Raw genomic sequence first — 12233 nt, 5'->3', positions numbered from 1 at the left:
CTCGCGATCCCCGCGACGGACCGACATAGCATTTCACGCGTGCGACATCTGTAAAACGAAGCGCGGCTGCTTGCCAGTCATTGCAGCACGCGCCCGCATCTGTAGAGTGGCGCGGCGACGGGAACCTGATTCAATATAATGATGACGACAGCGGATTACATTGCACTGGTGTTCTTTGCGGCGATCTGGTTCTGCTATGCGCGCCTGCTGCAAAGCTCGAGCTTCTTTGGCAGGACCAGCCTCACGCACGCCATGCGGGAGCGCCGGCGCGAGTGGATCTACAATTCGCTGCGGCGCGACCTGAAGATGATCGACACTCAGATCATGGCCGGCCTGCAGAACGGCACTGCTTTCTTCGCCTCGACGTCGATCTTCGCCATCGGCAGCTGCTTTGCGCTGCTGGGCGCAACGGAGAAGGTCGACGCGGTCTTCGCCGACCTGCCTTTCGTCTTTCATAGTGGGCATGCCGTCTTCGAAATGAAGGTCGGCGGCCTTGCAGCGCTTTTCGGATATGCCTTTTTTAAGTTCGGCTGGTCGTATCGCCTCTTCAACTACTGCACGATCCTTTTCGGCTCCATCCCGATGATGCGCGACACCGAACAGGATGTGATTGCGGCCGAGCGGGCGGCCGAACGCGTCATCCGCATGAACATCATTGCGGCGGGTCATTTCAACGAGGGGCTGCGCGCCATCTTCCTCTCGATCGGTTACCTCGGTTGGTTCATCAACCCCTATGTTTTCATGCTGACGACGACGATCGTGATCGTCGTCCTGACCAGGCGGCAGTTCTTCTCTGAGGCGCGTCTGGCGATTATGGACGCCAACCCGCCATCAAATCTCCACCTTTCTCCTATTCCCCGCGCCAAGCCGTCGAACGATGGCAACGAGTCATCCGAGGGATTGTGAATGAAGGCTCCGGCGACGAAAACATATGCGAGCGTCAAGCCGCCTCGCATCGGCTTGCTGGATACGGCACGCGGTGTCGCCCTGATGGCGATGGCGACCTATCACTTCACCTGGGATATGGAGTTTATGGGCTACCTTACCCCAGGCACCGCTGAAACCGGCTGGCTAAAGCTCTATGCCCGCGCGATCGCATCGACATTCCTGTTCATCGTAGGGGTCAGCCTGGTCCTCGCCAACACGCCGGAAATTCGCTGGCGGACGTTCTGGAAGCGGTTTGCGATGATCGCCGCGGCCGCGCTTGCGATCTCCGTCGTGACGCGCTTCGTCTTCCCGAATGAATGGATATTCTTCGGTATTCTGCATTGCATCGCCGCTCTCAGCCTGCTTGGCCTTGTCTTCCTGCGTCTGCCACTCCCCGTCACCATCGTCGTGACGGCCGTCGTGACTGCAGCATGGGCCGTGGATACCTGGCTCGCGCCGGATCTATTGCGTTCGCCGATCTTCAATCCGCGTTACCTTGCCTGGATCGGCTTGGCCGAGATGCCGCAGCGATCGAACGACTATGTGCCGATTTTTCCCTGGGCCGTGCCCTTCCTGCTTGGCGTGACGGCGACCCTGCTTGCCATGAGGACGGGGCTGCTTGAGAGGCTTGCCAGGGTTGGTACAGGATCAAGCTTACCGGCGAAGGCCGGGCGCCATAGCCTCGCCTTCTACTTGATTCACCAGCCGGTGCTGATCGCGATTGCCTACGGGCTGTCCGTGGGAATTCCACCTGCGAAACCGGATCCCGTCGAAAGCTACCTGAAGCAATGCAATGCTTCATGCACGATGCAGGAAGGCGAAGCGCTATGCCGCAGCTTCTGCCAGTGCACACTTGACAAGCTACAGAAGGAAAATCTCTTCACGGAATTCCAGTCCGGTGCCGTCAAACCGGATGATGGGCGAATATTGGCACTGGCGAGCGAGTGCAGCGTCGACGCGCAATAATCAGGTGCCGACGCCGATGTCGGCGAGACGCCCGAGGCAGGCCTCTTCGATGTTGTCGAGTTCGGTCAGAGTGTCGTCGATATCCTTGCGCTTCTGGCGCAGATCTTCGCGCTTCTCATCGACGCGCTTCATCAGGAGCTTGAGCTGGCCCAATTCGCCCGGCGGCTCCTTATAGACCTGAATGATCTCGCGGATTTCCGCGATGGTGAAGCCGATACGCCGGCCACGCAGGATTTCCTGGATTAGACGGCGATCCGCCGGACGGAACAGCCGCGTGCGTCCACGCCGCTCGGGATGGATCAATCCTTCGTCTTCGTAGAACCTGAGCGTACGCGTCGATACTCCAAACTCGCGCGTCAATTCGGTTATGCTATAGTACTTGCTGACCGGCATGGGCTCCCCACCATTAAGGAAGGTAATAATATTGACTTTTACGTAATAGTCAATTTCTGCAGCGAAATCGAGCCGGCTAAATTCCGAACCACCATGTGGCGATACCAAGAAAGGCAAAGAAGCCCGTACAATCGGTCACGGTCGTGACAAAGACAGACGACGCGATGGCCGGGTCCGCGCCGATCTTATGCAGTAGCAACGGCAGCAAAATTCCGGCAAGTGCCGCCGCAAAGAGGTTGATGATCATGGCCGCGCCGATCACGAAACCAAGCTGGTAATTGTGGAACCACGTTGCGGCAATCATGCCCATGATGACCGAGAAGAGCGCGCCGTTGGCGATGCCGACCCCTGCCTCCCTGCGGATGATGCGCCCGGCGTTGTAGATGTCGATGTCGCCGGTTGCCAATGCGCGGACAGTGACCGTCATCGTCTGTGTCCCCGCATTGCCGCCCATGGACGCCACGATCGGCATCAGTACCGCGAGCGCGATCATCTTCTCGATCGATTCGTCAAACAACCCGATGACGCTTGCAGACAGCAAGGCCGTTCCAAGATTGATTACCAGCCAGAGAAAGCGCGAGCGCACGGTAGAGAGAACATTGTCTGAGAGCTCTTCGTCGCCAACACCGCCAAGGCGCTTGATGTCTTCGTCGGCCTCCTCGTGAATAACGTCGACCACATCATCGATCGTGAGCACACCAACCAGCCTGTCGTTCTCGTCGACGACGGCGGCAGAGAGAAGGTCATACTGCTCGAAAAGCTGCGCGGCTTCTTCCTGGTCCATCTCCGCAGGGATCGGATGGTTCGTCTCCCGCATGACGGATTCGATCTTCGTCTGCCGCTTTGTGCGCAGGATCTTGTCCAGATCGATAGCACCCAGCAGTTTGAATGTCGGGTCGATGACGAAGATCTGCGAGAAGGAATATGGTAGGTCCTCCTCGTCGCGCATGTAGTCGATCGTTTGGCCGACTGTCCAAAACGGTGGCACCGCGACGAATTCCGTCTGCATACGGCGTCCCGCCGAGCTCTCGGGATAGTCGAGCGCGCGCCGCAGCCGCACGCGTTCTGTAAACGGAAGCTGCGCAAGGATCTCCTCGCGGTCCTCGGTGTCGAGATCCTCAAGGATGTAAACAGCGTCGTCGGAATCGAGTTCGCCGATTGCCGCTGCAATCTGTTCATTCGGGAGCTGGTCGACTATCTCACGGCGAATCGTCTCGTCGACCTCGGTCAGCGCCGTCATGTCGAATTCGTCGCCCAGGAGGCGAACGAGCGCGAGTCGCTGGTCTGGCTGCAGCGATTCGAGAAGGTCGCCTATTTCGGATTCGTGCAGGCGGGCAACGTGTTGGCGCAGGAAGATCGTATCGCGATCGGCGATCGCTGCGCCCACCAGTGCGAGGAAATCGCCTCTGACGTTGCCGCTTTCATCATAGATGTCGGCGTCGCCGCTGTCTGGCCGCGGGCGGACGAGCTCTTCTGCGTCGTTCGTCATGATTTGCCGCCCTCGCATCTCGTTTGAAGTTCAACGACTAAGCGCCGAAACATGTAGCTTCGTGCTAGCTGAAAGCTCGAAGCCCGTCCAGCTGCAAAAGCCTCGCGTGGGTGACAATGCGCGTGCGCAGCGATAGTTTCCGCGTGTCTCAAATCAGGAACCTTGCCAGTGGCTGTCCGCCCCATATTGCGCTTCCCCGACGTCGGTCTCAGAACCGTTTGCGAGCCCGTTGAAGTCTTTGACGAGCGATTATACAAACTCGCGGATGACCTGTTGGATACTATGCGGGCCGCTCCGGGTGTCGGTATCACCGGCGCACACATCGGCGTGCACCTTCGGGTCGTCGTGATCGAGTTCAGCCGTGACGACGGGCCACGCTATTATGTCAATCCGGAGATCATGATTGCGTCCGACGAGACGATTCGCCATGTCGAAGGAAGCGTCTCTATGCCTGGCATGACCGACGAGGTCGTGAGGCCCAAGGCAATCCGTGTGCGCTACCGTGATTTGTCCGGCGCCGAGCATGAGGAAGACGCGCAGGACTTCCTCGCAGTCTGCATCCAGCACGAGATCGATCAACTCGACGGTGTCTTTTGGACACAGCGCCTTTCCAGGCTCAAGCGGGAGCGACTGGTCAAACGGTGGGACAAGTTGCGCAACTAACAGCGGCATGAAGCCTTCTGGAGCATCCCGGTTTAAGCTCCTAATGTCTCGTCTCTTGATTGCGCAAATACCGACGCCACCCGCCCTGGAATAGGAAACAATGTTCCATCACAAAACTGTCAAATCCGGTCGCGTATCTGTGATTTCATTTGATAAACCGCCGGCAGTTGTGTGATTTTTTGCCCGCATTCTTGCCGCAATTCGAGCGCGAACTCACTCTTGCCGAGGGTTTGGTATCGTTGTCATTGCAACGACGAATTGAGGAGATTTTCCATGCGCTTCAGATTTGCCGCCGCCGCTTCCATTCTCGCCCTCGGCCTGGCAAGTGCCGCCTTCGCCCAACCGCAGTACTCAAACGACTACAATAACGATAGTGACGGGTTTGCGCCGGTCCAGATGGTGCCGAAAAAGCCGGTCCACTATGTCAATCGCAAGGTGCCGGAATACTCTTCCGACTACACGAATGACAGTGATGGATTCGCCCCGAGCCGGATGTCGTCGCCCGTCGACAGGACGACAACGGCCAGCATCAAGCCGCTGCCCGACTGCGATTACATGAAGACGAACTCCAAGGTGCATACGGCCGGCGGGGATAGCGGAGCGTCACATTCCGACGCCTGCCGCGACATCGGTGACAAATAGCAATCTAACTACAAAGGGCCGGTCAGCCGACCCTTTGTGCTCTCCTCGCGAGGGCTTTTGCGTCATCTATCGTTGACCGTATCGCCGAAGACCGATTCGAACGCCTGCCGAAGCTGGATGTCGACATCAGCCATCATGACCGGCAGGCCGAGATCGACGAGGCTTGTAACGCCATAGGCCGAAATTCCACATGGAACGATTCCGCTGAAGTGGTCGAGATCGGGTTCGACGTTCAGCGACAGACCGTGAAATGTTACCCACTTCCGCAGCCGGATGCCCAGCGCCGCGATCTTGTCTTCAGCCATCGTGCCATCGGGCAGAGCCGCTTTGTCCGGCCTGCGCACCCAGACGCCAACACGGTCCTCGCGCCGCTCGCCGCGGACGTTCATCGATCCCAGCGTACGAATGACTACCTCCTCAAGCGCGGCGACGAAGGCGCGCACGTCCTGGCGCCTGCGCTTCAAGTCCAGCATGACGTAAGCAACACGCTGGCCAGGCCCGTGATAGGTATATTCGCCGCCGCGTCCCGTGGCGAAGACGGGGAACCGATCGGGCTGCACAAGGTCTTTGGCATCCGCGCTGGTTCCCGCCGTATAGAGAGGCGGATGTTCCACGAGCCAGACGAGCTCGTCGCCGCCGTCTGCAATTGCCGCGACTTCGCGTTCCATGTTTTCCACAGCCTCCGCATAGGGCGTGAGGCCGTCGGCGATCCGCCATCGGATCGGCCGCGAGCCTTCAAGGGGCAACATGGAGAATTCAAGATCGGTGCGTAGCATGGCCATTCCTTGTCGCTTCTGCTCGAGAGGCAGCATTGCGAAGGTTATATGGCCCCGTTTTAGAGGCGATTCAAATGCTGTGATTTGTTTTGAAAAAATCTGTCATATCGCCCTTGTGTACCCCAAACGCTTTTGCTACATGCTGCCCCGCCGGCACAAATCGGCACCTACCACGATGCGGTCGTGGCGGAATTGGTAGACGCGCAGCGTTGAGGTCGCTGTGGGGCAACCCGTGGAAGTTCGAGTCTTCTCGACCGCACCAACCATCCCTGCGATGGTTATCAAGAGCTCTTCTCTTCATCTTCGACAGGAGATAATCCCGAGCACGCTATTGACGCGACTTGTGGAAGAGCCCTCCCTCAAACGCGAAGCTGGCATTCGCTTCCCCCCCGATTCGGTCGAGGCTCGATTCATGACCGCCGAGTGTTCGAGCCGGCCCTGGTGAGCGCGATGTCCCTGACGACCTTATCGTTGACCGCTTGATGCTTTCGCCGATGTTGGCGCCACTGCGTTTCGCAGGCCTTAACAGCGTATCAATGAACACTTATCGGCGCTGCCCCCAAAGCGCGCGGAAGGCTATCTTCGTCCTCGTTGATCCGGTCACTTCGAAATCCCGGGCAGACCAGCGCAACGTTCGCGTCCGCAAATTGCTGCTCCTGGCTGCAGGGCTTCTTCCGCCCCTTCACCCGAACCGTGACTTTCTGTATAGCCTCTTGGACCTGATATAGAATCTCACCGATGCGCAATCCTCCCGAACACCAAAATCCTCTCCAGGGAATGGCCCTCATGGCGGGCGCCATGCTCGTGCTGCCGGCGATGGATGCAATCGCGAAATACATGGCGACCTTCGAGGCCATGTCGCCGGGACAGGTGACATTCTACCGCTTCTTCTTCCAGCTCGTCTGCACGCTGCCGTTTCTGTTCGTGATCTTCGGCCGCAAGGCACTCCAGGCCAAACGCCCCTGGATGAATCTGTTGCGCGGGATCCTCCACGGGGCGGCGAGCCTGCTCTTCTTCGTTGCCGTGAAATACATGCCGCTCGCAGACGTGTTTGCGATCTATTTCGTCGAACCCCTCATGCTCACCGCGTTGTCGGCAATCTTCCTCGGCGACAAGGTCGGCTGGCGCCGATGGATGGCAATTGTCGTCGGGTTCGGTGGCGCAATGATAGTCATCCAGCCGAGCTACGAGATCTTTGGTCTGAAGGCGCTCTTGCCCGTTTTTTGCGCCTTCCTGTACTCGCTCTATCTCTTTTTGAACCGGGCGATCGGCGATGCCGATTCACCGCTGACGATGCAAACGATGGCGGGTATTGGAGGTACTGCCTTCATGGCGGCGGCATTGATCGTGGGCAATGGGTTTGGCGTCGGTGATTTCCACCCCTCCTTGCCTTCCTCTGCGTTGGCGCTCGCTCTGCTGCTGATTCTTGGGACGATTTCGGGCTATGCCCACATGGTCATCGTACGCGCCTTCCGGCTGGCACCGTTGTCGCTGCTGGCACCGTTCCAGTATTTCGAGATCATTTCCGCAACTGTGCTCGGCTACGCGCTCTTCGGGGATTTCCCGAACGTCTCCAAATGGATCGGTATCCTGATTATCGTCGCTTCCGGCCTCTTCATCATCTGGCGGGAGCGCCTGCAGACCCGATCGTTAAAAACGTCGTGACCGGTTGAGTGCGCCGTTAACACTGCTTCTTGAGGGATCATAAATTCGCTCGCGCTAGAACGACCTTCGGCCTCATGATGAGGTCTGGAGACAAAAGATGAGCGAATTCCGTCTCGCTTTTCCGGCATGTGTGATCGCCGGAAAGCATCGGCTGACGGCCGAAGATATCAGTCTGCTGCGCAAGCACACCTTCCCGGAAGGCATCCGGACCGCGGACGACGTGGTCGTCATGCTGGCGCTGAACAATTCCTGCCCCGAAAAATGCCCGGAATGGAGCTCCTTCTTTGTGGAGCAGCTCGCCGGTTTCATCGTCAACTACACCTATCCTCAAGGGTCACTTGACGAGATAAACGTGGCCTGGCTCATGCGTATGGTCGCGACCGACGGCGTGGTCAACTCGGCGCTAGAGCTCGAATTGGTTCTGCACGCAATGGAGATCTCGGCGAACGTGCCGGATGAACTGCGCGCCTTCGCACTCGACCAGCTGCGTCTTGCGCTGACAGAAAACGTCGGCGGCTACAGGCTGTGTCGCGCAGTGGATCGAAAGGGCATCACGCGCCAGGATATCGATTACGTCATGCGGGTTCTGCGCGGCGTTAGCGATGCCGGCGTTATCAGCGCACCGCCCCTCACCTGGAGCGTTATGATGCGGATGGCGGAGGAAACGCTGCCAGCCGCAAATCATCCACGTTGGCCCGCTATTCTCTCAGCGCTTCAGCTCGTCGACTATGCCGAGGCCCCACGTCGCAGCCGGTGGCTCAGGATCGTGGATGACAGCTTCGGCAGCGAAACCGCGGTCGCCTGACACCCCCCGATATTCTTTCGGCTGATTGTGCGTTCCGGTGTTTATGCGTAAAACTCCGGAACGCATGTTTTGGGTGGAGTCTCCATGTTCAAGAAAATCCTGATCGCGAATCGCGGCGAGATCGCTTGCCGCGTTATCAAGACCGCGCGCCGTATGGGAATTGTGACGGTAGCGGTCTATTCAGATGCGGATCGGGATGCACTCCACGTGGAAATGGCTGATGAGGCTGTTCATATCGGCCCTGCGGCAGCCGCCGAAAGCTATCTCGTCGCGGATAAGATCATCGCAGCCTGCAAGCAGACCGGCGCCGAAGCGGTCCATCCCGGCTACGGCTTTCTCTCCGAGCGAGCGTCGTTTTGCGAGGCACTGGAGAAAGAAGGCATTGTCTTCATCGGTCCGAAGCCGAAGGCCATTATGGCGATGGGCGACAAGATCGAATCGAAGAAGTTTGCCAACGCCGCCATGGTCTCCACCGTCCCCGGTTATCTCGGCGTCATCGAGGATGCGTCTCACGCAGAAAGGATCGCCGCCGAGATCGGCTATCCCGTTATGATCAAGGCGTCTGCCGGCGGCGGCGGTAAGGGTATGCGCATTGCGTGGAACGAAGCAGAAGTGCGCGACGGTTTCGACCGGGCACGTTCGGAGGCAAAGAGTTCCTTTGGTGACGACCGTGTCTTCATCGAAAAATACGTTGTCGAGCCCCGCCACATCGAGATTCAGGTGCTTGCCGACGCGCACGGCAACGTCGTCTATCTCGGCGAACGCGAATGCTCGATCCAACGCCGCAATCAGAAGGTTGTCGAAGAAGCCCCTTCACCTTTCCTCGATGCCAACACCCGCGCGGCGATGGGTGAGCAATCGGTCGCGCTTGCCCGAGCTGTGGAATATCAAAGCGCCGGCACGGTCGAATTCATCGTCGATCGTGACCGCAATTTCTATTTTCTGGAAATGAACACGCGCCTGCAGGTCGAGCATCCGGTTACTGAACTGGTCACGGGTATCGACCTCGTGGAGCAAATGATCCGCGTTGCGGCCGGCGAGAAGATACCGTTCGTGCAAGGTGACATAAAGCTGAACGGCTGGGCGATTGAGAGCCGGTTGTATGCCGAGGATCCCTATCGCAATTTCCTGCCTTCAATCGGTCGTCTGACGCGATATCGGCCGCCTGCGGAAGGCAAATCCGAAAGCGTCGTCGTGCGCAACGACACCGGCGTTTTCGAAGGCGCCGAGATTTCGATGTACTACGATCCGATGATTGCGAAGCTCTGCACCTGGGCACCGACGCGCCTGGAGGCGATCGAAGCGATGGGCGAGGCGCTCGACGGTTTCGTTGTCGATGGAATTGAACACAACGTCCCCTTCCTTGCCGCGCTGATGAAACACCCCCGCTGGCGCGAGGGACGTCTATCGACCGGTTTCATCGCCGAGGAGTACCCGGATGGTTTTGAGCCGATGGTGCCCGATACAGACCAGCAAGCGATTCTCGCGGCCGTCGCCCTTTCGGCGTCTCTCATCGAGGCCAACCGTCGAGAGCGCTTCGCCGACCGCTTGCGCACTCCCGGCGGTGCGACACGTGATGATTGGACCGTCAGGCTCGGTGACAGCTACGTCGATTCGCGTTTGGTTGACAGGCTAGTGACGATCCCGTTCGATATGGACATCGAGATCGGCGGCAAGATTTCCAACGTTGTCACCGATTGGAGACCTGGCGACGCCGTTTGGCGCGGCAAGGTCGCGGGCCAAAACGTGATTGCGCAAATCCGCCCGGTTCTCAACGGTCTCCGGCTGGACTGGCAGGGAATATCCCTGAAGGCCAAGGTGCTGACGCCGCGCCATGCCGCGCTAGAGAAGCTGATGCCGGTCAAGCTTCCGCCCGATACATCGAAGCTGTTGCTCTGCCCTATGCCTGGTCTCGTCGTTTCGATTGCAGTGGTCGAGGGCCAGGAAGTCAAAGCTGGTGAAACGCTTGCCGTGGTCGAAGCTATGAAAATGGAGAACGTGCTGCGCGCCGAACGCGATCTTGTCGTCAGCAAAATCAACGCCAAGCCCGGAGAGAGCCTTGCCGTCGACGCCGTGATTCTCGAGTTCGCCTGACGACCGCCGACGCTCCTTGGCGTCCAGCCGGTTAGGTTTTGTTAACGGCTGGACTGCCTATCGTGACCCGCCCGGCAGGATGCCGGGTGGAGGTAGCAAATGACGACGCTGCAATCGGCGATCCTCTTGCTGGTCATAAATTTCGGCCTTCTCTGGCTTTTGATGCGGGTTCCGCTAGGGCGCAGGACCATTTGCCTTAGCCAAACCTATCGATGTTCCCCCGATACACTCTGGAAGGCGATGAATCCCGCCGGTGCGGATGCGTCCTGGCACCACTCGGTCATCAGCAGTCGCGCGCTTGCCGATCGGAGCGGTGTCGTGGAGCAGACCTACCGGCATCTCGACAAGAACGGCGCGCCCTCGCGCCGGCTTCTTGCACTGGACCCGTTGCCATCAATGGCGAGTAATGCCCACGGCTTCCAGGCTCGCATCATCGATGACAGCACGCTGGATCCCACATTCTGGAACCACTACCGGGAGCGGCGCATCATTCGACCAACACCTGATGGTGCTCTGCTGGAGGTCGAACAGACGGACCGGTACCGCGGGCTGGCTTTCCTCATGTTTCGCTATTTCGTTCTGCGCCGGGAAATGAAGGCGCTTGATGGATGGTTGAAGACAGGCGAATCGCTGCCGCAGGGCTACTTTGAGAGACCGCTGGTCCAAGGCGGACTTGCAGTGTTGTCGACTCTGCTGCTCTGGCCCTTCCTTGGGCTCGATGCAGGTGGCCTGATGCTCTCGACCTTCCTGACGCTTGTCATTGTCTTGCATGAACTGGGGCATATGGCGGCCTATCGCATGTTCGGTCATGCATCGGTCAGGATGATCTTTGTACCTCTGCTTGGTGGCATCGCTGTCGGCGGGAGGCCGTACCGGTCGCTATTCGAGGTGGCAACTTGTGCCCTGATGGGCGCGGGAATGTCGGCCTTTATGGTCCCGATCCTAGCAGTCGCCTCGCAGCTTTCGGATGTTGGCCTGCTGCCCTCGGCGTCACGCGGACCTCTGCTGATTTTCCTGTTGATCCTCGGCACTTTCAACCTGCTGAACCTACTGCCGATGCACCGTTTCGATGGAGGTCAGGTTCTCCGGCAAATCTTTCGCACGCGAAGGTCGCAGATAGCGGCCAGTTTCGTTGTGACGCTCTGCATTCTCGGCATTGGTTTCGAGATCGGTTTGCCCGCGAAGATGCTGACGGCGGGCCTGTTCGTCTTCATGCTTGTCAGCCTTGTCTGTGGCGGTTTGGTGAAGCCGCGCCAGATGCTTGACGAGATGAAGGATGGCGAGCGCATGCTCGTTGCTTTTGGCCTCTACGCGGCTATTGCAGTACATGGCTATGCCATTATTTTCGCAACCGAAAAGCTCTTCTGACGCAAGCCGCACAGCGACCGGCGCAATCAGTGTGTTCGGGGCGGAAATTCAAACTGTCAGGCGGTTTTTTCTTGAGCCGCAGACGCGGTGCGTGCAAAAGTCCGCGCAAATCAAGTCATTAGGAGGAATTCGATATGGACGTTCGCGCCGCCGTTGCCGTTGAGGCTGGCAAGCCGCTTGAAGTGATGACCGTTCAGCTGGAGGGGCCACGGGCCGGCGAGGTGCTGGTCGAGGTGAAGGCGACCGGCATCTGCCACACCGACGACTTCACCCTGTCGGGCGCCGATCCAGAAGGCCTGTTTCCGGCCATCCTCGGCCATGAGGGCGCCGGCATCGTCGTCGATGTCGGTCCGGGTGTGACCTCGGTGAAGAAGGGCGACCATGTCATTCCGCTCTATACGCCGGAATGCCGTGAATGCCCGTCCTGCCTGTCGCGCAAGACCAA

12 protein-coding genes and 1 tRNA gene are annotated in these 12233 nt (G+C 58.7%); 10 read left to right on the top strand and 3 right to left on the bottom strand.

Translation table 11 applies throughout. From position 1 onward, the window contains the following. The first annotated feature begins 141 nt into the window (after positions 1 to 141). Together FHT71_RS21060 and FHT71_RS21055 are read left to right on the top strand one after the other, a co-directional pair. A complete protein-coding gene (locus FHT71_RS21060) occupies positions 142 to 906 on the top strand; it encodes a DUF599 family protein (RefSeq protein ID WP_037082916.1) in 765 nt (254 codons plus the stop codon). Beyond that, the gene (locus tag FHT71_RS21055; RefSeq protein ID WP_183721755.1) at positions 907 to 1893 is read left to right on the top strand and encodes a DUF1624 domain-containing protein; all 987 of its coding nucleotides are present in this window, start codon (positions 907 to 909) and stop codon (positions 1891 to 1893) included. On the opposite strand, the gene FHT71_RS21050 is transcribed toward FHT71_RS21055, so the two are convergent. Further along, positions 1894 to 2286 carry a MerR family DNA-binding transcriptional regulator gene (locus FHT71_RS21050; protein ID WP_007793852.1) on the bottom strand — a complete coding sequence of 131 codons (393 nt, stop codon included), beginning with the start codon at positions 2284 to 2286 and terminating at the stop codon, positions 1894 to 1896. It lies immediately after the preceding gene. A 76-nt stretch (positions 2287 to 2362) separates the two neighbouring features. Beyond that, positions 2363 to 3778, bottom strand: a complete 1416-nt coding sequence (gene mgtE / locus FHT71_RS21045; RefSeq protein ID WP_183721833.1) for a magnesium transporter — start codon at positions 3776 to 3778, stop codon at positions 2363 to 2365. A gap of 165 nt (positions 3779 to 3943) precedes the next feature. Here mgtE and FHT71_RS21040 point away from each other — a divergent pair, with 165 nt between their 5' ends. Both FHT71_RS21040 and FHT71_RS21035 read left to right on the top strand, forming a co-directional pair. Further along, on the top strand, positions 3944 to 4438 hold the full coding sequence (locus tag FHT71_RS21040) for a peptide deformylase (protein ID WP_183721752.1): 495 nt from the start codon (positions 3944 to 3946) through the stop codon (positions 4436 to 4438). 273 nt (positions 4439 to 4711) lie between these two features. Beyond that, positions 4712 to 5080 carry a hypothetical protein gene (locus FHT71_RS21035; RefSeq protein ID WP_132591196.1) on the top strand — a complete coding sequence of 123 codons (369 nt, stop codon included), beginning with the start codon at positions 4712 to 4714 and terminating at the stop codon, positions 5078 to 5080. 62 nt (positions 5081 to 5142) lie between these two features. On the opposite strand, the gene lipB is transcribed toward FHT71_RS21035, so the two are convergent. After that, positions 5143 to 5862, bottom strand: coding sequence for a lipoyl(octanoyl) transferase LipB (gene lipB, locus FHT71_RS21030; protein ID WP_132591198.1), 720 nt, complete (start codon positions 5860 to 5862; stop codon positions 5143 to 5145). A gap of 171 nt (positions 5863 to 6033) precedes the next feature. Here lipB and FHT71_RS21025 point away from each other — a divergent pair. The 6 genes from FHT71_RS21025 to FHT71_RS21000 all read left to right on the top strand — a co-directional run. After that, positions 6034 to 6118: transfer RNA gene (locus FHT71_RS21025), tRNA-Leu, on the top strand. A gap of 524 nt (positions 6119 to 6642) precedes the next feature. Continuing rightward, positions 6643 to 7521 carry a DMT family transporter gene (locus FHT71_RS21020; protein WP_132591200.1) on the top strand — a complete coding sequence of 293 codons (879 nt, stop codon included), beginning with the start codon at positions 6643 to 6645 and terminating at the stop codon, positions 7519 to 7521. A 97-nt stretch (positions 7522 to 7618) separates the two neighbouring features. Further along, positions 7619 to 8326, top strand: a complete 708-nt coding sequence (locus FHT71_RS21015; protein WP_183721746.1) for a hypothetical protein — start codon at positions 7619 to 7621, stop codon at positions 8324 to 8326. Positions 8327 to 8410: 84 nt separating this feature from the next. After that, complete coding sequence (locus FHT71_RS21010; protein ID WP_183721743.1) at positions 8411 to 10420, top strand: acetyl/propionyl/methylcrotonyl-CoA carboxylase subunit alpha; 2010 nt, start codon at positions 8411 to 8413, stop codon at positions 10418 to 10420. Between the two features lie 99 nt (positions 10421 to 10519). Then, positions 10520 to 11788: a hypothetical protein gene (locus tag FHT71_RS21005; RefSeq protein WP_132591206.1), complete on the top strand. Its 1269-nt coding sequence runs from the start codon at positions 10520 to 10522 to the stop codon at positions 11786 to 11788. A 134-nt stretch (positions 11789 to 11922) separates the two neighbouring features. Continuing rightward, on the top strand, positions 11923 to 12233 hold a 311-nt coding region (locus FHT71_RS21000), incomplete at its 3' end, for an alcohol dehydrogenase catalytic domain-containing protein (protein WP_183721741.1).

It is taken from the genome of Rhizobium sp. BK060 (assembly GCF_014193145.1).
In the GTDB taxonomy this organism is placed as follows: domain Bacteria; phylum Pseudomonadota; class Alphaproteobacteria; order Rhizobiales; family Rhizobiaceae; genus Rhizobium.
Note: the sequence above shows the minus strand (reverse complement) of the source record. Positions and strands in the feature narration are given on the sequence as shown.

Bases quoted from the DNA above. Each gene is read 5' to 3' on its own strand.
- FHT71_RS21060 (WP_037082916.1), top strand. From the start codon at position 142: ATGACGACAGCGGATTACATTGCACTGGTGTTCTTTGCGGCGATCTGG.
- FHT71_RS21035 (WP_132591196.1), top strand. From the start codon at position 4,712: ATGCGCTTCAGATTTGCCGCCGCCGCTTCCATTCTCGCCCTCGGCCTG.
- FHT71_RS21055 (WP_183721755.1), top strand. From the start codon at position 907: ATGAAGGCTCCGGCGACGAAAACATATGCGAGCGTCAAGCCGCCTCGC.
- lipB (WP_132591198.1), bottom strand. From the start codon at position 5,862: ATGGCCATGCTACGCACCGATCTTGAATTCTCCATGTTGCCCCTTGAA.
- FHT71_RS21005 (WP_132591206.1), top strand. From the start codon at position 10,520: ATGACGACGCTGCAATCGGCGATCCTCTTGCTGGTCATAAATTTCGGC.
- FHT71_RS21020 (WP_132591200.1), top strand. From the start codon at position 6,643: ATGGCGGGCGCCATGCTCGTGCTGCCGGCGATGGATGCAATCGCGAAA.
- FHT71_RS21010 (WP_183721743.1), top strand. From the start codon at position 8,411: ATGTTCAAGAAAATCCTGATCGCGAATCGCGGCGAGATCGCTTGCCGC.
- FHT71_RS21050 (WP_007793852.1), bottom strand. From the start codon at position 2,286: ATGCCGGTCAGCAAGTACTATAGCATAACCGAATTGACGCGCGAGTTT.
- FHT71_RS21015 (WP_183721746.1), top strand. From the start codon at position 7,619: ATGAGCGAATTCCGTCTCGCTTTTCCGGCATGTGTGATCGCCGGAAAG.